Below are 18,356 nucleotides of genomic sequence, written 5' to 3'. Positions count from 1 at the left end.
TCCGATTCACGAAGCGGGTGGGTCAAAGCGGCCGTCGACTGCGGTCCAGCCGCCGTCAACAGCGAGCACTGAGCCGGTGACGAAGGTTGAAGCGTCCGAAGCGAGGTACACGACGGCACCGGCCAGTTCGTCCGCGCGCGCCCAGCGGCCGAGAGCGCCCTTCTGGGCATAGGCGTCGTACCAGTCGGGGCGCGCTTTGATTTGTGCGGTCAAGGGCGTCTCTACAACGCCAGGGGCGATGGCGTTGACGCGTACGCCGGACGGTCCGAACTCAGCAGCCGCAGTGCGGAAGAGCTGCACAAGGCCGCCTTTCGTTGCTGCGTACGGGCCTTGGCCGGGTTCGACGGTGGTGCCGCGGATCGAGGAGAAGCCGATGATGCTTCCCCCGCCCTGTTCGACCATCGGTTCGCCGAACGCGCGCAGCACCTCGAAGGCGACGCCTAGGTTCAGTTCCACCACGCGGTCGAACTCTTCGCGCGTGTAGTCCAGCAGGCGTTTCCGGACGTTCGTGGCCGCGGTCAGCACGACGGCGTCCAGCGGGCCCAGGTCGGTGGCGGCGGCAGCGATGGCACCGGGCGCGAGCAGGTCGATCTCGTACGCCTCGCCGACGCCGGTCTCCCGGGCGGCAGCGACGTCTCGGTCCGCGCAGATCACCGACGCGCCGTGTGCGGCAAGAGCTCGGGCAGACTCGCGGCCGATCCCGCTGCCCGCGCCGAGCACGACGGCGCGGCGGCCGTCCATGCGGAACAATCCGGCGTAGTTCACGGGCGCAGCACCGCCATCCTGGTCACGGTCAGCTCTTCCACCGCGAATCGCGGCCCCTCGCGGCCGATCCCGGAGTCCTTGACCCCGCCGTACGGCATCGTGTCGGACCGGAACCCCGGCACCTCGTTCACCACTACCCCGCCGACCTCCAGCTCGTCCAGCGCGCGGAACGCGGTCTTCAGCGAGCGGCTGTACACGCTCGCGTGCAAGCCGTACCGCGACGCGTTGACCGCGGCGAACGCTTCGTCCACATCGGACACTGTGCGCAAGCAGACGACCGGGCCGAAGATCTCCTCGTCCCAGCAATCGACGCCGTCCGGGACGTCCGCGAGCACCGTCGGTTCCAGCACGCCGTCGCGCACCGAACCGCCAGCAAGCAGCCGTGCTCCTGCCGCGATCGCTTTGTCGACCCATTCGGCGACCCGGGCGGTCGAGCGTGCATCGATCAGCGCCGATACGCGGGTGTCGGGAGAACGCGGATCACCAACGGTCACTTCGCCGAGCCGGGCGAGCACCTTGTCGGTGAACTCCGCAGCCACCGACGACACCGCCAGCACTCGCTGTACGGAAATGCAGGCCTGACCGGACGCGTAGAACCCGCCGCGCAGCACGGCATCGGCGGCGGCATCGAGGTCAGCGTCCTCGGCGACCACCAGCGCGGCGTTCGAGCCAAGCTCCAGCAGGGTCTTCGTCGGCGCGGCGTCGCGGGCGATCTGATGGCCGACGGCGGCCGAGCCGGTGAACGACACCGCGCCGATCCGCCGGTCCGTGACCAGCGCCGATCCAACCGAAGCGTCTCCGGTGACCAGCTGAACCATCGCGGGAAGATCGGTCAGCGAGCGGACCAGGTGCACCAGCCACAGCGTCGCCAGCGGGGTTTGCGGCGCGGGCTTCACCACCACCGGACAGCCAGCGGCGATCGCGGGCGCGATCTTGTGCGACGCCAGCAGCAACGGGTAATTGAACCCGGCGATCCCGACCACCAGGCCGATCGGCTTGCGCTTCCAGAACCCGACCAGCCCGTCCCCCGACGGCAGCAGGTCGAGCGGGACAGTTTCGCCGTGCAGCCGCGACACTTCCTCGGCCGCGGCTTCCCAGGTAACGATCGTCCGCGCGACCTCTACCTGACAGTCGACCAGCGGTTTCCCAGTCTCCAGCACGAGAAGCTGCTCAAACTCCACTCGACGCTCGCGCACCGCTGAAGCCACGTCGTTCAGCAGAGTCCGGCGAGCGCGCGAAGGCAGCGAAGCAACTTCGCGGGCCACTGCTACTGCTTCATCGATGGCCCGCGAAGCCAGCGCAGCAGTGCCCACCGGAGCTGTGCCGATCACGGTGCCGTCATAGGGAAACACGACATCCGCGGTATCCACTGTGGACACCCAGTCGGAACCGATCGGCAAGCCGTCCGGGTAGTCAGGCATCCGTTTCTCCCTTCAACCGGGCCAGCTCGGTCCGCAGATTCGGCGCGGCGGCCAGCAGTTCCCGGGTGTACTCGTGCTCCGGTTCGGCGTAAACCTTCTCCACCGCACCGATTTCCACGATCTCCCCGCGCCGCATCACCGCGACGCGATCGCACACGTGCCGCACCACGCCGAGGTCGTGCGAAACGAAAATCAACGTCAGCGAGAACTCGTCGACCAGCCGGGCCAGCAGGTCCAGGATCTGCGCGCGCACCGAAACGTCCAGCGCACTCACCGGTTCGTCCGCGATCAGCACGCTCGGGTTCGGCGCGAGCGCGCGGGCGATCGAGATCCGCTGCCGCTGCCCGCCGGAAAACTGGTGCGGGTACCGCATCGCCGCGTCCTCGGGCAGTCCGACGGCGGCCAGCAGCTCCGCGACTCGCTCCGGCGACCGTCGGCCGAGCGGTTCGGAGACGATTTCCCGCACACGCATCCGCGGGTCGAGCGAGCCCATCGGATCCTGGAAGACGATCTGCATTTCCCGGCGGAGGAACCGCAGCTTCCGCTCGGGCAACGAGTCGATCCGCTGTCCTTGGAAAGACACGGTGCCCGCGGTGGGCCGGTCCAGCGCGGCCAGCAGGCGGACCAGGGTGGACTTCCCCGACCCGGATTCGCCGACGATTCCGAACCGCTCACCAGCGGAAACATCGAAACTCAAGCCGCGCAACGCATGCACGTCCCGCCGCGTATACCGCCGCTCCAAGTCCCGTACGGAGATCATCGCGCACCCTCCAGATCAGAGGCGGCGAGCAACCGCTGGGTATAGGCATGCTTCGGCGCGGTCAGCACCTCCCGCGTCGAGCCGTGCTCCACAATGGACCCGTCGAGCATCACCAGCACCCGGTCGCACATCTGCGCCACCACCGCCAGGTCGTGCGTGATGAACAGCAGCGAGCTCTCCGCCGACAATCGCTCGCGAATCAGGCCGAGGATCTGGGCCTGCACGGTGACGTCCAGCGCGGTGGTCGGCTCGTCGCAGATCAGCAGCGCCGGGTCGTTGGCCAGCGCGATCGCCAGCACCACCCGCTGCCGCTGCCCGCCGGACAGCTGATGCGGATACGCCCGCGCGACGCCCGGCAATCCGACCGCGGCCAGGAGTTCCTCCGCCGGACGCCCGCGACGGCCGTGCACCCGGAACGGCTCGGTGACCTGCCGTCCGATCCGCATCGCCGGGTTCAGCGCGGTCATCGGCTCCTGGAACACCATCGCCATCCCGTTGCCGCGCAACCGGGACAGCTCCTTTTCGGACGCACCGAGCAACTCCCGGCCGTCCAGCCGGACCGAGCCGGTAGCCGACAGTTCTTCCGGCAGCAGGCCCAGCACGGACAGCGCGGTGAGCGATTTCCCGGACCCGGATTCGCCGATCAACCCGACCCGCTCGCCCGCGCCCAGCTCGAACGAAACCCCGCGCACGAGGTCCGCGACCTGCAGGTTTTCCACCGTCAGCGTCATACCCGGGCCGCCAATCGGGGGTCGAGACGGTCGCGCAGACCGTCGCCGAGGAGGTTGAACCCGAGCACTGCCACCGCGATCGCGACGCCCGGAACCAGCGCGAGCCGCGGATGCGCGGTGAGCAGTTCCTGCGATTCCTGCAGCATCCGGCCCCACGACGGCGTCGGCGGCCGCGTGCCGAAGCCGAGGAACGACAGCGCCGCCTCGGCCAGCACCGCGATCGCGAACGACACCGAGGCCTGCACGATCAGCAGCCCGCCGATGTTCGGCAGCACGTGCGACCAGGCGATCCGCGTCCGCGACCGGCCGCCGGCCCGGGCGGCGAGCACGTATTCGCTGCTCATCACCTGCAGCGACCCGGACCGCGCGATCCGGGCGAACGACGGGATGGTCGCGATGCCGATGGCGACCATCGCGGTGAGCGTGTCCGCACCGAAGACAGCGCCGAACATGATCGCCAGCAGCAGCGCGGGAAACGCGAGGACCAGGTCGTTCACCCGCATCACCAACTCGCCGAGCCACCGGGGCGCCATCGCCGCCAGCACGCCCAGCGGCGTGCCGATGACCGCCGCGATGCCGACCGCGACCACGCCGACGTACAGCGTGGTCCGCGCGCCGACGAGGATCTGGCTGAAGACGTCGCGGCCGAATTTGTCCGTGCCGAACAGATGCTCGGCCGAGAAGCCCAGCAGCCGGTCCGCCGCGTTGACCTGCACCGGGTCGTACGACGTCCAGACGAACGACACCAGCGCGGCCAGTACGACAAGCGCGACCAGGATCCCGCCGAGCAGGAGATTTCCGTTGCGGCGCATCAGGACCCCCGCAGTCTCGGGTCGAGCACCGAATACAGCACGTCGACCACGAAGTTCACCAGCAGCACCCCGGCCACCAGCACCAGCACGATCCCTTGCACCGTCAGCAGATCGCGCTGCGCGACCGCGTCCAGCAGCATGCTGCCGAGCCCGGGCAGCACGAACACCCGCTCCACCACGACCGCGCCGATCAGGAGCGTCGTCAGCTGCAGGCCGAGCACGGTGACCACCGGGACGGACGCGTTGCGCAGCCCGTGCCGGAACAGCGCCTGACCAGGCAACAAGCCTTTGGATCGGGCGGTGCGCAGGTAGTCCTGGCCGAGCGTGTCGAGCACGGCCGAGCGGACGTACCGCGTGAGCACCGCGCCCTGCACCAGGCCGAGCGACAGCGCCGGAAGGATCAGTCCGCGCAGGAACTCGCCCGCGTCCTGGTCCGGCGGCGTCCATCCGCCGCTCGGCAGCCAGCGCAGCTGTACGGCGAAAATCTGCACCAGGATGATGCCCGCGAGGAACGCCGGGATCGCGACACCGACCTGCGACAGCCCGGAAACCGCGACACCGCTGGCCTTCCGGTGCCGCACCGCGGCGAACGCGCCGGCGGGCAGAGCGATCACGAGCGCGACGATCATCCCCGCGCCGACCAGCCACAACGTGACCCCGAGCCGGTCCACCAGCTGCGGGCTGATCGCCTCGCGCGTGACGTACGACCGACCGAAGTCGCCGCGGGCCACTCCGCCCATCCAGCTCAGGTACTGCTCGACCAGCGGCCGGTCGATGCCGAATTCGGCGCGGGTCTTCGCGAGCAGTTCCGGCGTCGCGTTGACACCCAAAGCGACCTGCGCCGGGTCGCCCGGCAGCACGGCCATGAACAGGAACACCACGATGGACGCCACGAACAGGCTCGCCGCGAACACGGCCACCCGCCGCAGCACGCGCGCGGTCATGCCGGCCTCACCGCGGTCAGGTCGAACGACTCGCTGACCTGGTTCCGCGCGAGTCCGGTCACCTTCTTCTTGGCGACCACGACGTTCGGGAACAGGAACAACCAGTCCGCCGCCGCGTCGGTGTTCAGCTGCCGCGCGACCTCCTTCATGTCGCTCACCTGCTCCTGCGGTGTGCCGCTGTCCGCCGCCGCGAGCAGTCGCTGCACGTGTTTGTTGTCGTAACCCCAGTAGTACTTGGGTTTTCCGAACGTGGAGATGTCGCGGGCTTCGACGTGCTGGATGATCGACAGGTCGTAGTCGTGGTCGGTGAAGACCTGCTTGAGCCACACCGCAGGGAAGTCGAGCGGCTCGATCGTCGCGGTGACGCCGACGTCCGCCAGCTGCGACTGCACCACCTGCGCCGCCGACACCGCGTACGGCAGGTTCGGAATCCGCAGCCGCAGCTTGAGATCGTGCACGCCCGCCTCGGCGAGCAGCTGCTTCGCCTTCGCCGGGTCGTAGGAGTAGACCTTCGACAGGTCCTCGTACCACGGGTCGGTGGGCGGAACCATGCTGCCGATGAGCGTGCCGCGACCGCTGAAGACCAGGTCCAGCACGGCTTTCCGATCGATGGCGTAGGTGAGCGCGCGGCGGACGCGCACGTCGTTCAGCGGCGCCCGACGGCCGTTGAACGCCAGCGTGACCTCGCTGTTCGTGGTGCCCTGCTGCACGGTGAACCGGTCGTCGCCTTGGAACTGCGGGATCGAATCGGCCGACGTGAGGTTGGAGATCACGTCGATTCCGTTGGACAGCAAGGCGTTGTTGAGCGCGGTCGGATCGGCGAAGTACTTGAGCACCACCGTGCGATACGCCGGTTTCCGGCCCCAGTACCGCGGATTCTCGCGCAGCACAATGGAATCGCCGCGCCGGCGCGACGCCACCTCGTACGGTCCGGTGCCGACCGGATGGTTCGCCAGATCCGCGACGCCGGTCGGGCTGAACATCGCGCCGAGCCTGCTGGTGAGGCTGAACAGCCAGCCGTTGCTGGGCTTCGACAGCACCACGCGAGCGTGATCCGGCGCGACCACCTCGACGTGGTCCACGACGTCCATCGCCGATTTGAGCGAGATCGTCCAGTCCGTCTTCACCCGCATCAGCGAAAACTGGACGTCGGCGGCGGTGAACGGCGCTCCGTTGCTGAACTTCACGCCCTGCTGCAGCTGGAAGTCGTACGTCTTGCGGTCCGGGCTGATCATCCAGGACTTCGCGAGCAGCGGCACGATCCCGCCCTGCGGATCGAGCTTCACCAGGCCCTCGTAGACGTTGTAGAGCAGCGCCTGCGGGATGGCCACGCCGTCGGAACGGGTGAAGTCGAAGTTCGCCGGCTCCGCTGTGTAGCCGACGGAAAGCGTGTCCGGACCTGGGGAAACACTCGCACTGGAGCCTGCCGAGCAGCCGGACGTCACGAGCAGCAGCGCCAGTGCCGCGGCAGTGCTCCGGGCTTTCATTCCGCCTCCTGCTCAGTACACTGGTCAGACCAGTAACCCTGACAGCAGACTCGCATCCGGCAGACACCGAGGTCAAGATGAAGTTCGAACCGGTGGCTCCGGTCCGCGCCTACGAGCGGATCGTCGAGCAGATCGAGGAGGCCGTGGTGAGCGGCCGCCTCAAGCCCGGTGACCGGCTGCCCGGAGAACGGGAGCTGATGACGCAGTTCGGCGTCGGCCGCTCGACCGTGCGCGAGGCGCTGCGGGTGCTGCAGGCCGCCGAACTGATCCGGTCCCGGCCGGGCGATCCGCGCGGGCCCGAGGTGCTGGCCGCGTCGCCGGGCGCACTGCACCGGTCGATGCACCGACTGGCCCGGGCGGAACACGTCGGGCTGGCGGAACTGCTGCAATTCCGGATGGTGCTGGACGGATCGTCGCACCTGCTGGCCGCGGAACTGCGCACCGCCGAGGATTTGACCGCACTCGACAGCGCACTGGAAGGAATGGCGACAGCGGACGGATATGCGGAATTCAGCCGCGCGGACGTCGCATTCCACGACGTGATTGCCCAAGTGTCACGGAATCCGCTTCTGGTCGTGAGCGGCGAAGTGGTCCGCGGCGTCGTCCTGGAATTGATCGAGGACAAACTCAGCCACGCCAACGACCGCGGCACGCTGATGCGCTCGTGGCTGCGGCATCACGAAGAGGTGCTGAACGCGATCCGCGCCGCCGACGGGGAGTCGGCGGCGCGGCTGGCGCGTCAAGCGCTGTATGACAACTACGCGGAATACGTGCCGAAGGACCAGCGCACGCTGCTCACTCCGCTGCTGACCTGAGTCAGGAGACCAGGTTCGCGTACACCACGATGTTGTCCTTGTAGCTGTGCTCGGCGTGGTCGAACACGCCGCCGCAGGTGATGATGCGCAGCTGCGGCTTGTCCGTGTTGCCGAAGACGGCCTGCGTCGGGAACGTGTCCTTGGGGACCTGTTCCTTGCGGTCCACGACGAACTTCAGCTTCTTGCCGTCGCTGCGTTCGACGTCGACCTCGTCGCCCGGGTTCACGTCCTTGAGCTTGTAGAAGATCCCCGGCTTGTGGTCGCCGTCGACGTGCCCGAGCACGATCGCCGGACCCACGTCGCCCGGCACCGGCGAAAGCCGGTACCACGCGGCCTGCATCGGGTTCTTCACCGACGGAACCGAGATCTGCCCGTCCTTGTTGGGAAGGACGGTGATCAGCGTCGACTTCGCGCCGATCTTCGGGATCTCGACCGACGTCGGCCGCAGCCCGGAGAACGGCTTGGTCACCGGGACCGCCGCACTGGCCGGGGCCTGCGCGGCCGGAGCCGCGGGGGCGTCCGAGCCGCACGCGCTCAGCGAGAAGGAGAGGAGCAGGGTGCCCGCTACCGCGACACCCTGCCCGAACTTCCTGGTCATCAGGCGGCCATGCCCCCGAAGCCGGTCTCGATGCCGCGCTTCGGCGTGTACTTCACCTGCGAGTCGCCGTGTCCGCCGGTGGTGCCAGCGGAGCCCGAGCCCGCGCCGCCCGCCGGGGGAACGTGCCCGCCGTCAGTCGACTTGCCGCCGCAGGTCCAGGACGCGTAGACGGTGCCGGTGTCGAAGGAAACACCCGCGTGCCGCTTGACCAGCCACAGCCAGTAGCGGCCGTCGGTCTCGTCCTGCTCCGGGCCCTCGACCAGGTCGAAGTCCTTGGAGTGCACGTTGGTCGGCGCGCCGGCGACGCAAGCGATCCGCAGGATGCCGAGGTCGCCGTCGAGGTCCGAGCCGTAGCCGGTGTCGTCGACGAACGGCGGCTCTTCCGGAGTGCTGGTCTCCGTCGGCTTGCTCGTCTCGGTCGGCTTGCCGGTCTCGGTCGGCTTACCGGTCTCCGTCGGCTTGCCCGTCTCGGTCGGCTTACCGGTCTCCGTCGGCTTGCCCGTCTCCGTCGGCGTGCCGGTCTCGGTCGGCTTGCCCGGTTCAGTCGGCTTGCCGGTCTCGGTGGCCGGGGCCGAGGTGGGAGCCGTCTCGCCCGTGGTGGCCGGAGCCGAGGCGGAGGTTTCCGGCGCGGTCTCCGCGTTCGCGGCGGGCACGACGGTAAGGCTGATCAGGGCGCCCGCGAGCACAGCGCCCGCGAGTCTGCCCAGGGTCTTCTTCAAGATGATTACCCCTCTGAGGAAAAGCGCGATGACCCCCACCGCGCTCGCTGATCCTGCCGAAGATTCAGCCCATAGGGGTAACCCTTTAGCTGGTGATTAATGGCACGAGAGAAAGGCGTAACGAACGCCTTCTCGGCGGCGATGATTTGGCCCGATTGCCGGGAATCCGGCTTGTCGTGCCCATACCGTAACAGTTGCGAGGCAACCCGCACAGCCCTCGTTAAAGAATGGCGGAAATCAGCCGAGTGCGGTCAGCAAATCCCGCCACAGGTCCTCCGGGTCCTCCAACCCGACGGAAAACCGGATGAGCCCCGGCGGCACGCGCTCCTCGCCGGGAAGCCACGCACGCCGTTCCATCAGGCTTTCCACCCCGCCGAGGCTCGTCGCCGGACGGATCAACCGGACGCTCGCGCACACCTTGTCCGCCGCGTCGGCGCCGTCGACCTCGAACGCCACCATCATCCCGAAACCCGGGTAGCGAACCTTTGTTACCGCCGGGTGTTCCGCCAACCGGGACACCAGCAACTCCGCGGTACGGGTTTGCTCGGCGAGCCGCACCGGAAGCGTCCGCAAACCGCGTAACGCAAGCCACGTTTCGAGCGCACCCGGTGTCGCGCCGACCCGAGTACGCGCCGCACGAAGCTCGTCCACAATCTTCTGCTCGGCTGCGACCGCGACACCGAGCAGAAGATCGCTGTGTCCGCCAATAAGTTTCGTGGCGCTGTGCACGACGATGTCCGCGCCGAGCGACAGTGGTTGCTGATGCAGCGAAGTCGCGAAGGTGTTGTCGACGACTACGCGTCCCCTTGTGCCGCGCGCGATGGTCTCGATGTCCATCACGTCGAGCGTCGGGTTAGTCGGCGATTCGAGCCACAACAGATCGGCGTCGCAGTCGAGCCACGACTGAGTGTCCGTCGGCTCCAATTCGGTGACCGTGAGGCGACCGATTTGCTGTGCGTGCTTCAACGCTCCGCGCGTGACGGCGTAACTGAACGACGGAACCGCAACCGTCGACCCGACCGGCAACGAATCCAGCACCGCGGACAACGTGGCGACGCCCGACGCGTAGGCGACTGCGGTGCCACCCTCGAGCGAGCCGACGACTTCCTCGAAGGCAGCCCAGGTAGCCGTGCCGTCGGAACGCGCGTACACCGCGTCGCCACCGGCCTCGAAAGTGCTCGTCGCAACGATCGGCGTGGTCAGCGGTTCGCCGGGGCCGTGCGGCCGACCCGCCGCGATCGCGCGGGTCCGCGGAGTCCAGTCGTCCATGCGGACACGGTAACTTCGCGACCGCTTCAACGGCAGGCGACGAATATCACCAGGTGGTCAGGTGTTCCACAAAGTGGACAACATCGCGGTCCGCAGGACAGTAATGCAGGTAGACGGCCCGGGACAGCCGCGGTTCCAGCGGCCGGATCACAACGGCGGGCGGCGGCGGATCCGGCAACGCCATCGCGGGCGCGACCCCCGCGGTGATTCCGGCGGCAGCCATCGCGACCACCGTCCCGACGTCGCGGACCACATGGTCCGGCCGCCATTCGACACCGTGCGCCGCGAATCCCTCCGCCAAGGCGGGCCCGCACGTGCCACCCGGATCGGCGACCCCGAGCCGGATCAACTCGGCGAGCCGGATCCGCTTCCGGCGGCTGGCCGGATGCTCCTTCGGCACCACGGCAAGGAATTCGTCTTCGAGCGCTAGCTGGGAATCCGGGCCGGGCTGGGTGGTCACAGCGAGATCGACGGTTCCGTCAGCCAGCCAGGCGAGGAGTTCGTCATCCTCGCCCTGCAAGGCAAGTACCTGACTCCGCGGCCAATCCCGTCGCAGCCGCAGCACTCCCGCTGGCACGAAACGCACCAGCGCACTCGCCACCGCGCCAACCCTCAGTGTCGGCGCGCGAATGTCCGCGGCGAGATCGTTGATCGCCCGCAACCCCTCCAGCACTGATGACGCGTGCTTCGCCACCGTGCGACCAAGTTCGGTGAACCCGATTTCTCCGCGATGCACGACGGGCCCGCCAAGCGCACTCTCCAACGCGGCAATCGCCCGGCTGACCGCCGACTGCGTCCGCCCGAGTTCCTGCCCGGCGCGGGTGAAACTGCCGTGCTCCCCCACCGCGAGCAAGGCTTCGAGTTGAGCCACCGTCACGTCCACCGCTTGATGATCTCACCGCATCCGGGAGATGACGAGAAGTTGTTGGACGCATAGCCGCAGGTGAGCTGTGCTGAAGTGCATGGTCTTTCTGGCGTTGGCTGGCCTCTGGCTGTGCTGGGGAACGTCGTTCCCCGCGATGCGGGTCATGGCGCAAACCCTTCCGCCGCTGTCGGCTTCCGGCGGCGCATTCCTCGCTGTGGGCCTGGTGCTGCTCGCCCTCCGGCCAACCGCGTTGCGAGGCTTGAATTTCCGCCAGCTCGCGACCGCCGCTACGACCGGCGTCTGCCTGCTCGGCGCACAAGGAACCGTGGCGCTCGCCGAGCGCACGACCTTCGCCGGGACCGCCGCGTTGGTGGTCGCCGCGCTTCCGCTGTGGGTAACCGTGCTGAACGCCATGCTCGGGGAACGTCCGACCAGAGCCGGTTTGCTGCGAGTGCTCGTCGGCTTCTCCGGCGTCGCCCTGCTGACCGGCACGCAGCCCAACGCGTGGACCTTCGTCGTAGCCGCAGCCGGTCTCGTCTGGGCGATCGGCACCGTCCTGACCGCGCGCACGCCCAACCTCCCCGGACCATGGGCGACCACCACCGTGCAGTTGCTGTGCGGCGGTGCCGTTCTCCTCGCCATCGGCGCGGCGACCGGCGAAGTGGTCGGCCAACCCACCACCACTTCCTGGCTGGCACTCGGCTACCTGGCCCTCGTCGATTCGCTGGCCGGTTTCGGCCTCTACACCTGGCTCCTCCGCACGACCTCCGCCGCGCTGGTCAGCACCTACGCCTACGCCGTACCCATCCTCGCTTGCCTCATCAGCGTCCTGTTCATGAAAGAACCGCCCCGGCCGATCATGCTGGCCGGAGCGGTCCTCATCGTCACGTCAGTAGCAACAGAACTCAGTGCGCGTAAACCTCGAACTCGTACAGCGAATACCCGTACTTAGTCCCGCGCGAGACCCCCTGCATCCGAACGAACCGTGCGTCCGAGGGTGCGAACGAGACGTTGTCCACCCCGCCGTTCCCGTCCGTCACCGCAGCAGCGTCATGCCAGTCGGTGCCGTCCGTGGACAGCTGGATCTTGTACCCCTTCCCGTACGCCTTCTCCCACGACAGCACCGCGCGCGAAACCTGCTGCACCGAGCCCAGGTCCACGGTGATCGACTGGTTGTCGCTCCAATCGCTCGCCCACCGCGTACCCGCGTTGCCGTCGACCGCGTTCGAAGCGGGCGAGTTGTAGAACCCGGTTTCCGCGCTGGAGGCGTTCACCGGCTTGCCCGCCGCGAGGTTCGAGACGTTGTCGCCGCGGTGCGCGGGATATTCGACGACCTGCTGGAACGTCGGCCGGTTCTGCGTGCTGATCTTGCCGTGCGCGATGCCGCCCAGCGGACGCTGGATGATCGAGTCAGCGCACCACTGGTCGCCCGCCGAGCAGTCGGCGTCACCGGGGTACACGGTGTTCGCCGGTTGACCGGCGGCCGTGGTCAGCGAGTCGACCAGCGTCTGCCGGCACGCGGTCAGGTCGCCGCCGCCGCAGAACTTCGCGCCGAGCGGGCCCGCGACCGGCTGTCCGAGCACTGTGCGGAGATCCTTGCTGGCGTAACCCCACCAGCCGTGCTGGTAAGCCGAACCCTGGTGCGGCTGACCGACGTGCTTGCCCGGCGTCTCGTTCTGGAAGCCGGACGGGCTTTCGTTGATCTGCAGCACGTTCGTCATCGCGCCGAACGCGTCGTCGCCCATCGACGGCTTGAACTCGCCGGTGACCAGCAGCGGCCACCACGCGTCCATGATCCGGATCGCGTCGGCGTCGTTGTAGGTCTTGCTGCCCGGGCTGGATTCGACGCGCTGGTGTCCGTGCTCCATCCACGTCTTCAGCTTCGCCTCGGCATCCGCCGCGGCACCGGTGAGCGGGGCCTTGTCGAGCACCTGCAGCAGCAACGGCAGCACCTTCTCAGCCCGCAGGTCGGCCAGCGCCGCGTCCGCCATCGCCTGGGTCAGGTTGACCCGGGTCACCTTGGTGCCGCTGGAAAGCAGGCCCTTGACCCGCGCGTCGAGCAGGTCGGCGCGGTGGACCGCCGACTTGTCCGCACCGCCAGACGCGTAGCCGTTGGACTGCGCGTTGTTCCAGCTGACGTAGTAGTCCTGGTTGACCGACTGCGGATGCTGCGACGCGGGCGTGTAATCAGCCTTGTTGCCCGCCGGGTTCCAGCCCTTCCAGTCGAAGCCGCGATCGCCCCACGCGGGCATCATCGGGTCCACAGTGGAATTGCGCACCGGGTTCGCGCCGGAGTTGAAGTACGCGATGTCCTTCGAATCCGCGTAGAACCAGTTGAAGGTGAAGTTGACGTCGTTCGCGGCGCGCTGGAAGTCCGCGGCCGACTTCACGTAGCCCGGGTCGTTGAACTCCTGGAACCCGATCAGCGAATCCACCTCGTGGAAGTACGAGGACCGCAGCGACGAGTACGCCACCGGCTTCCCGTCCACCGTCGCCCGCGAGGTCACCGGGCCGTACTTCGTGCGGTAGCTGCGCAGCGTGTACGACCCGGCGGCGGTGCCGTCCGCGACGGTCGGCGACCAGGCGTTCTTGCGCTCCACGGTGTCCATCGGGAGGCATTTGCCCTGGTACAGGTAGTAGTTCGAGTCCTTTGTGGCCGGTTTGCCGCTCGGGTCGCACAGCGGCAGCGCGTAGGTGTCGATGATGTCCTGCGCCGCGGTCGTCGCGCTCCACGAGTAGTCCTGGCCGCGCCCGAGCAGCACGTACATGCTGAGCCCGGCGAACGACGCGCCCCGCGCGCTGATGCCCGGACCCTGGATTTCCTGCAGCAGCAACAGCTGCGGCGCGAAGTACCCGGTCTGCGGACCGAACACGGCGACCGGATGCCCGCTGGCGGTCTTCGCGCCGGACACCAGCAGCGCGTTGGACATGCCGTGCTTTTCCTTGAGCATGTTGCCCGGCAGCACGCCGTTGTCGAACATGCCGCGCGCGGACTCCTGGTCCTTCGGCGCGGAAACCTTGACCTTCGCCTGCGCCGCGGCGGCCGAACCGGTCTGGTCGAACACGAGCTGCTGGTTCGTCACCGAACCCTTGTCCGGCAGCGCAGCGCCCTGCGGGTTCGCCGGAGTGTTGCCATACGGGAAATTCTGCCCGTCGTGCAGGGTCTTCACGGCCTCGGGATCGTCCTCGGCGCGCAGGCTCTGCCACACCTTTTCGCCCTGCTCGACGCCGTACTTCTCCTGCAGAGCCAGCTTCGCGACCGCGTTCTGCACCTCGCCGCCACCGCCGGCGCCGAACTGCGCGCCGACCACCGAAGCGAGCACGACGAGGTCAGTGAGCTTGAACGGTTCGATGGTGCCCGCGTTGGTGATCGCGTCGACGTGCCCGGTGAGCACGTATTCGCCCGGGAAGTACCGGCCGTTGTGCGAATCGGTGATGTATTTGTTGATGCCTTCGATGTACGCCTTCGCGTCGGCGAGCCCCTGCTGGCCGCGCGGACCGCTCGCAGCCACGTCGTCGATCTGCTGCTGCAGCTCGTCCTCGGTATAGGGCGCGGAGGCGAAGAAAGACTGCTCCAGCTCGCGGTTCGCTTCCGCGCCGCCGGCGTACGACGTCAGCTGGCCGCGGCCGACCCGGCGCATGATGTCCATGAGCCACAAGCGGTCCTGCGCCGCGGCGTATCCCGCGCCGTACTCGGTGCCGGACCGCGTCGTGCCCTGGATGTGCGGGACGCCGGTGGCCTTGTCGCGCGTGATCGTCACGTCGTCGCGCGGCTTCAGCGTGCTCGCGACCTGGTCGGCGGGCACGCCGAAGGACGAGTCGTTGAAGAACTTGCCGATGGTGTCGGTGGTCAGCGTCTTGTATCCGCCCGCCAGGTCGGCGTATTTGCCGAGCTGGTCGTCCGCGTGCCCGGGCTGCGTGCCGAACGCCTTGTTGGCGAGGATTTCGGCGAGCGTCGCGCTGCCGTTCTCGCCCGGCGGGAGGATGTCGTTGCACTGACCAGCGCAGTAGTCGTTGCCGGGCAACGCGGCGGAAGCCGGTGCCGCGGTCCCGATCTGCACTAACCCGGCCGTGAGCACGGCTACCGCGCCCGCGGCCAGGATTGGGATGCGTCGTCGCATGCCGCACTCCGTCCACGAAGGATTCCCCAGGGTGACCCAGCGCACGCTACCGACGGGTAGGCCACATGTGAAGAGTTTTCGCGTTTATCCCCTCGTTGGGAGTAGTCCTCCCTGGTAGCGGTCCATCAGGCGCGGCGTTTGACCGATAGGTACGGTGAGCCCCATGAGCGTGGAAAAGCCCCTAGTCGAGCGCCCGGACGGACCGCCGCCCGCCGAGCTGCAGATCAAAGACATCACGGTCGGCGACGGCCCCGAAGCCAAGCCGGGCAATGCCGTCAGCGTGCATTACGTGGGTGTCTCGCACTCCACCGGCGCGCAATTCGACGCCTCCTATGACCGCGGCGCACCGCTCGACTTCCAGGTCGGCGCGGGCCAGGTCATCCCGGGCTGGGACCAGGGCGTGGCGGGCATGAAGGTCGGCGGCCGCCGCCAGCTGGTGATCCCGCCGCACCTCGCTTACGGCGAGCGCGGCGCGGGCGGCGTGATCGCCCCGAACGAAACCCTGGTTTTCGTCGTCGATCTCGTCGGCGTGAGCTGATTCAAGAAAACGCGGGCAGCCGGGCAAGCCCGATCGGGCAGCCCCGGCTGATCCCCCTTTCGGGGGAAACCGGAGACGCCTACGTTCGCATTGAGTAGTCGTCTTCCGGAGGATATTTCATGCGTTTGCGTGCTGCCCTTTCCGCTGCCTTCCTCGCCGCCGGCGCCGCGCTAGCCGTGGCGGCGCCCGCGTCCGCGGTCGCGAACGGCAACGATGTGGCGCCCGGCGAGTATCCGTTCGCGGCCAAGCTGTCCATGCCTGTCATCCCGAAGGCGGACGGCACCACTTATTCGAGCGGATGCTCGGGTTCCCTCATCGCGCCGCAATGGATCATCACCGCCGGGCACTGTTTCCACGACGTCAACCGCAAGCCGGTTTCCGGCCCGGTGCCGTACGGGACTTCGGTGCTTCTCGGCGCGACCACCGACGAACCGGGCAAGGGCGAACGGCGCAACGTCACCGAGGTGCAGCAGGCTGGCATCAACGACGTCGCGATCGCCAAGCTCGACTCGCCGGTCACCGACATCAAGCCACTGACCGTCTCGCCCGCCGCGCCGACCACCGGCCAGAAGGTGCTGCTCGCCGGATGGGGCAGCCTCACCGAGGTTTCGCCGAAGCCGTCGGACAAGCTGCAGCAGGGCGAGATGCAGGTCGTCGGCTCGGACGCCACCACCGCGACCATCGTCGGCGTCGCGCCGAAGAAGGACACCAGCGCGTGCAGCTACGACTCGGGCGCGCCGTACTTCGTCGACGACGGCGACCACACCGGCCGCATCATCTCGGTCGAGTCGACCGGCCCGGACTGCCCCCACTCCACCCCGGAGACGACCGCGCGCGTCGACATCCTCAAGGACTGGATCGCCTCGCACACCCAGTGAGGGCAAGTCGCGAGATCGGTCGGTTTTCGTCGCCCATCAAGGGAATTCCGCATCGCGGACAGTGTCGTTAGCGTGGAAGGCCGAGTTCATCGGCGTCCGCCGGTGGCACCGGACGAAGGGACAGAATGCGCGTCCGCGCCGCGATCTCCGCAGCAGTTCTCCTGCCCATCCTCACCGCGAGCCCGGCCTTGGCCGTCGCCAACGGCTCTGATGTCCCAGCGGGCCAATTCGGCTTCGCCGCGAAACTGAGCATGACCGGAATCCCGCTGCCGAACGGAAGCACGTACTCGAGCTTCTGTTCGGCAGCGCTCGTCGCGCCGCAGTGGATCGTCACCACCGGCCACTGTTTCCACGACGCCAACAAGAACCGGGTGTCCGGCCCGGTGCCGTACCCGACGACGGTGTCGCTGGGCCTGGTGGACGAGACCAAGGAGAAAGGCGTCCAGCGCAAGGTCACGCAGGTTCTGCAAGCGGGCCCGAACGACGTCGCACTGGCGCAGCTCGACAGCCCGGTCCCCGGCGTCACGCCGCTCGCGGTGAACCACCTGGTGCCGGGCGTCGGACAGCAGGTCACGCTGGCTGGCTGGGGCAGCCGGACCGCGCAGAATCCGGTGCCGTCCAAGCAGTTGCAGCAGGGCACGATGAAGATCTCGTCGGTCGGCGGCACGACAGTCGGCATTCACGGCGTCGCGCCGGAAGCGTCCACCAGCGCGTGCGCCTACGACACGGGCGCGCCGTATTTCACCGACGGCAAGCTGATCTCGATCGAGAACAACGGCCCGGACTGCCCGCACACCGGCGCGGAAACGACGTCGCGCATCGATATGATCGCCGACTGGATCGACGAGCACGCGAAGTGAGTACGGTGGAAGGGCCGTCGACCTGAGGAGAGTCGCATGCCCGAGCCGATCCTGACCGCTGTCGCCACCGCGCTGGCCACGAAGGCCGCGACCGGGCTGTACGACCTGGTCAAGCGCAAGTTCTCCGGCAACAGCAAGGCGACCGCGGAACTGGAGGCGGCCACCCCGGAGAATCCGGCCACCGTCACTGCGCTGGCCGAACGTCTCGACGAGGTCAGCCGCCAGGACCCGGAGTTCGGCGCGGCGCTGCGCACCGAGTTCGAGGTGCACCAAGAGGCGCGCAGCGGCGGGGTCACGAACCACGTGGGCACGGTGGCCGAAGGGGCCAAGGTCGTCCAGTTGCGTGACGTACAAGGCAATATCAGCCTCTAAGGCTTTTCGCACGACCGGCACGGAGCGCGATCGGTAGGATCGCTCTCCGTGCCTTCGTCGTTCCCTGTGCCGCGCCGATGGCGCACCGTGCCCACGGAACGGACGCTGCTGGCGGTAGTGCACAACGTGACCGCCGCGACGCGACTGCTGGACGTGCTGCCGTTGTTCGCCGGGGATCCCCGGGTGCAGGTGGTGTTCACGTGCCCGGATTCGAGCGCGTTCACCCGGGGGACGCGGGAGTACCTGGCCGCGCGCGGGATCCCGCTGGAGCCTTGGGAAGACGTCGTCGCGGAGGACTTCGACTGGGCATTGGCGGCCAGTTACGGCGGGGAATTGCATCGGATTCGGGCTCCGTTGACAGTTTTGCCGCACGGAATGGGTTATAATAAATTCTTGGAAAC

The 18,356-nt window shown here is 68.1% G+C and carries 18 protein-coding genes and 1 pseudogene; 7 read left to right on the top strand and 12 right to left on the bottom strand.

The features are described from left to right. Nucleotides 1–6: 6 nt before the first annotated feature. The 7 genes from ABZX37_RS04855 to ABZX37_RS04825 are packed head-to-tail and all read right to left on the bottom strand — an operon-like array spanning nucleotide 7 to nucleotide 6,920. Nucleotides 7–765 carry an SDR family oxidoreductase gene (locus tag ABZX37_RS04855; RefSeq protein WP_354736038.1) on the bottom strand — a complete coding sequence of 253 codons (759 nt, stop codon included), beginning with the start codon at nucleotides 763–765 and terminating at the stop codon, nucleotides 7–9. Continuing rightward, on the bottom strand, nucleotides 762–2,186 hold the full coding sequence (locus tag ABZX37_RS04850; RefSeq protein ID WP_354736036.1) for an aldehyde dehydrogenase family protein: 1,425 nt from the start codon (nucleotides 2,184–2,186) through the stop codon (nucleotides 762–764). The genes ABZX37_RS04855 and ABZX37_RS04850 overlap by 4 nt, the downstream gene beginning before the upstream one ends. Then, the gene (locus tag ABZX37_RS04845) at nucleotides 2,179–2,946 is read right to left on the bottom strand and encodes an ATP-binding cassette domain-containing protein (protein ID WP_354736034.1); all 768 of its coding nucleotides are present in this window, start codon (nucleotides 2,944–2,946) and stop codon (nucleotides 2,179–2,181) included. Before ABZX37_RS04845 ends, ABZX37_RS04850 begins: the two co-directional genes overlap by 8 nt. Next, complete coding sequence (locus tag ABZX37_RS04840; RefSeq protein WP_354736033.1) at nucleotides 2,943–3,677, bottom strand: ABC transporter ATP-binding protein; 735 nt, start codon at nucleotides 3,675–3,677, stop codon at nucleotides 2,943–2,945. The genes ABZX37_RS04845 and ABZX37_RS04840 overlap by 4 nt, the downstream gene beginning before the upstream one ends. Next, a complete protein-coding gene (locus tag ABZX37_RS04835; RefSeq protein WP_354736031.1) occupies nucleotides 3,674–4,489 on the bottom strand; it encodes an ABC transporter permease in 816 nt (271 codons plus the stop codon). The genes ABZX37_RS04840 and ABZX37_RS04835 overlap by 4 nt, the downstream gene beginning before the upstream one ends. Beyond that, on the bottom strand, nucleotides 4,489–5,433 hold the full coding sequence (locus tag ABZX37_RS04830) for an ABC transporter permease (RefSeq protein ID WP_354736029.1): 945 nt from the start codon (nucleotides 5,431–5,433) through the stop codon (nucleotides 4,489–4,491). The genes ABZX37_RS04835 and ABZX37_RS04830 overlap by 1 nt, the downstream gene beginning before the upstream one ends. Next, complete coding sequence (locus tag ABZX37_RS04825) at nucleotides 5,430–6,920, bottom strand: ABC transporter substrate-binding protein (protein WP_354736027.1); 1,491 nt, start codon at nucleotides 6,918–6,920, stop codon at nucleotides 5,430–5,432. The genes ABZX37_RS04830 and ABZX37_RS04825 overlap by 4 nt, the downstream gene beginning before the upstream one ends. Before the next feature lie 77 nt (nucleotides 6,921–6,997). Between ABZX37_RS04825 and ABZX37_RS04820 the strand changes: the two genes are divergently transcribed. Beyond that, nucleotides 6,998–7,735: a FadR/GntR family transcriptional regulator gene (locus ABZX37_RS04820; protein WP_354736025.1), complete on the top strand. Its 738-nt coding sequence runs from the start codon at nucleotides 6,998–7,000 to the stop codon at nucleotides 7,733–7,735. Nucleotide 7,736: 1 nt separating this feature from the next. Here the strand turns inward: ABZX37_RS04820 and ABZX37_RS04815 are convergent, their stop codons facing one another. The 4 genes from ABZX37_RS04815 to ABZX37_RS04800 form a co-directional block, all read right to left on the bottom strand. Further along, a complete protein-coding gene (locus tag ABZX37_RS04815; protein WP_354736023.1) occupies nucleotides 7,737–8,333 on the bottom strand; it encodes a class F sortase in 597 nt (198 codons plus the stop codon). Beyond that, nucleotides 8,333–9,052 carry a hypothetical protein gene (locus tag ABZX37_RS04810; protein ID WP_354736021.1) on the bottom strand — a complete coding sequence of 240 codons (720 nt, stop codon included), beginning with the start codon at nucleotides 9,050–9,052 and terminating at the stop codon, nucleotides 8,333–8,335. Before ABZX37_RS04810 ends, ABZX37_RS04815 begins: the two co-directional genes overlap by 1 nt. A 237-nt stretch (nucleotides 9,053–9,289) precedes the next feature. Continuing rightward, entirely contained in the window at nucleotides 9,290–10,321 is a 1,032-nt protein-coding gene (locus tag ABZX37_RS04805) for a PLP-dependent transferase (RefSeq protein WP_354736020.1), read from the bottom strand. A gap of 46 nt (nucleotides 10,322–10,367) precedes the next feature. Further along, nucleotides 10,368–11,204, bottom strand: coding sequence for a LysR family transcriptional regulator (locus tag ABZX37_RS04800; protein WP_354736018.1), 837 nt, complete (start codon nucleotides 11,202–11,204; stop codon nucleotides 10,368–10,370). A gap of 79 nt (nucleotides 11,205–11,283) precedes the next feature. Between ABZX37_RS04800 and ABZX37_RS04795 the strand changes: the two genes are divergently transcribed. Further along, on the top strand, nucleotides 11,284–12,138 hold the full coding sequence (locus ABZX37_RS04795; protein WP_354736016.1) for an EamA family transporter: 855 nt from the start codon (nucleotides 11,284–11,286) through the stop codon (nucleotides 12,136–12,138). On the opposite strand, the gene ABZX37_RS04790 is transcribed toward ABZX37_RS04795, so the two are convergent. Beyond that, the gene (locus ABZX37_RS04790; protein ID WP_354736014.1) at nucleotides 12,092–15,307 is read right to left on the bottom strand and encodes a penicillin acylase family protein; all 3,216 of its coding nucleotides are present in this window, start codon (nucleotides 15,305–15,307) and stop codon (nucleotides 12,092–12,094) included. The genes ABZX37_RS04795 and ABZX37_RS04790 overlap by 47 nt on opposite strands. Before the next feature lie 163 nt (nucleotides 15,308–15,470). Here ABZX37_RS04790 and ABZX37_RS04785 point away from each other — a divergent pair, with 163 nt between their 5' ends. The 5 genes and pseudogenes from ABZX37_RS04785 to ABZX37_RS04765 form a co-directional block, all read left to right on the top strand. Next, complete coding sequence (locus tag ABZX37_RS04785) at nucleotides 15,471–15,845, top strand: FKBP-type peptidyl-prolyl cis-trans isomerase (protein WP_354736012.1); 375 nt, start codon at nucleotides 15,471–15,473, stop codon at nucleotides 15,843–15,845. A gap of 119 nt (nucleotides 15,846–15,964) precedes the next feature. Beyond that, nucleotides 15,965–16,723: a trypsin-like serine protease gene (locus tag ABZX37_RS04780; protein WP_354736010.1), complete on the top strand. Its 759-nt coding sequence runs from the start codon at nucleotides 15,965–15,967 to the stop codon at nucleotides 16,721–16,723. A gap of 125 nt (nucleotides 16,724–16,848) precedes the next feature. Beyond that, complete coding sequence (locus tag ABZX37_RS04775; RefSeq protein WP_354736008.1) at nucleotides 16,849–17,583, top strand: trypsin-like serine protease; 735 nt, start codon at nucleotides 16,849–16,851, stop codon at nucleotides 17,581–17,583. A 36-nt stretch (nucleotides 17,584–17,619) separates the two neighbouring features. Further along, a complete protein-coding gene (locus ABZX37_RS04770; protein WP_344282217.1) occupies nucleotides 17,620–17,955 on the top strand; it encodes a hypothetical protein in 336 nt (111 codons plus the stop codon). A 48-nt stretch (nucleotides 17,956–18,003) separates the two neighbouring features. Next, nucleotides 18,004–18,356: pseudogene (locus tag ABZX37_RS04765) on the top strand (hypothetical protein); the annotation flags it as partial.

This window comes from Amycolatopsis sp. NPDC004079 (genome assembly GCF_040610415.1).
GTDB lineage: Bacteria > Actinomycetota > Actinomycetes > Mycobacteriales > Pseudonocardiaceae > Amycolatopsis > Amycolatopsis halotolerans.
This window is presented reverse-complemented; position numbering and strand designations above follow the sequence as displayed.

Excerpts from the sequence above, each read along its gene's own strand:
- ABZX37_RS04845 (WP_354736034.1), bottom strand. The coding sequence starts at position 2,946 with ATGATCTCCGTACGGGACTTGGAGCGGCGGTATACGCGGCGGGACGTG.
- ABZX37_RS04815 (WP_354736023.1), bottom strand. The coding sequence starts at position 8,333 with ATGACCAGGAAGTTCGGGCAGGGTGTCGCGGTAGCGGGCACCCTGCTC.
- ABZX37_RS04825 (WP_354736027.1), bottom strand. The coding sequence starts at position 6,920 with ATGAAAGCCCGGAGCACTGCCGCGGCACTGGCGCTGCTGCTCGTGACG.
- ABZX37_RS04830 (WP_354736029.1), bottom strand. The coding sequence starts at position 5,433 with ATGACCGCGCGCGTGCTGCGGCGGGTGGCCGTGTTCGCGGCGAGCCTG.
- ABZX37_RS04770 (WP_344282217.1), top strand. The coding sequence starts at position 17,620 with ATGCCCGAGCCGATCCTGACCGCTGTCGCCACCGCGCTGGCCACGAAG.
- ABZX37_RS04775 (WP_354736008.1), top strand. The coding sequence starts at position 16,849 with ATGCGCGTCCGCGCCGCGATCTCCGCAGCAGTTCTCCTGCCCATCCTC.
- ABZX37_RS04780 (WP_354736010.1), top strand. The coding sequence starts at position 15,965 with ATGCGTTTGCGTGCTGCCCTTTCCGCTGCCTTCCTCGCCGCCGGCGCC.
- ABZX37_RS04795 (WP_354736016.1), top strand. The coding sequence starts at position 11,284 with ATGGTCTTTCTGGCGTTGGCTGGCCTCTGGCTGTGCTGGGGAACGTCG.
- ABZX37_RS04840 (WP_354736033.1), bottom strand. The coding sequence starts at position 3,677 with ATGACGCTGACGGTGGAAAACCTGCAGGTCGCGGACCTCGTGCGCGGG.
- ABZX37_RS04805 (WP_354736020.1), bottom strand. The coding sequence starts at position 10,321 with ATGGACGACTGGACTCCGCGGACCCGCGCGATCGCGGCGGGTCGGCCG.
- ABZX37_RS04835 (WP_354736031.1), bottom strand. The coding sequence starts at position 4,489 with ATGCGCCGCAACGGAAATCTCCTGCTCGGCGGGATCCTGGTCGCGCTT.
- ABZX37_RS04850 (WP_354736036.1), bottom strand. The coding sequence starts at position 2,186 with ATGCCTGACTACCCGGACGGCTTGCCGATCGGTTCCGACTGGGTGTCC.
- ABZX37_RS04820 (WP_354736025.1), top strand. The coding sequence starts at position 6,998 with ATGAAGTTCGAACCGGTGGCTCCGGTCCGCGCCTACGAGCGGATCGTC.
- ABZX37_RS04785 (WP_354736012.1), top strand. The coding sequence starts at position 15,471 with ATGAGCGTGGAAAAGCCCCTAGTCGAGCGCCCGGACGGACCGCCGCCC.
- ABZX37_RS04790 (WP_354736014.1), bottom strand. The coding sequence starts at position 15,307 with ATGCGACGACGCATCCCAATCCTGGCCGCGGGCGCGGTAGCCGTGCTC.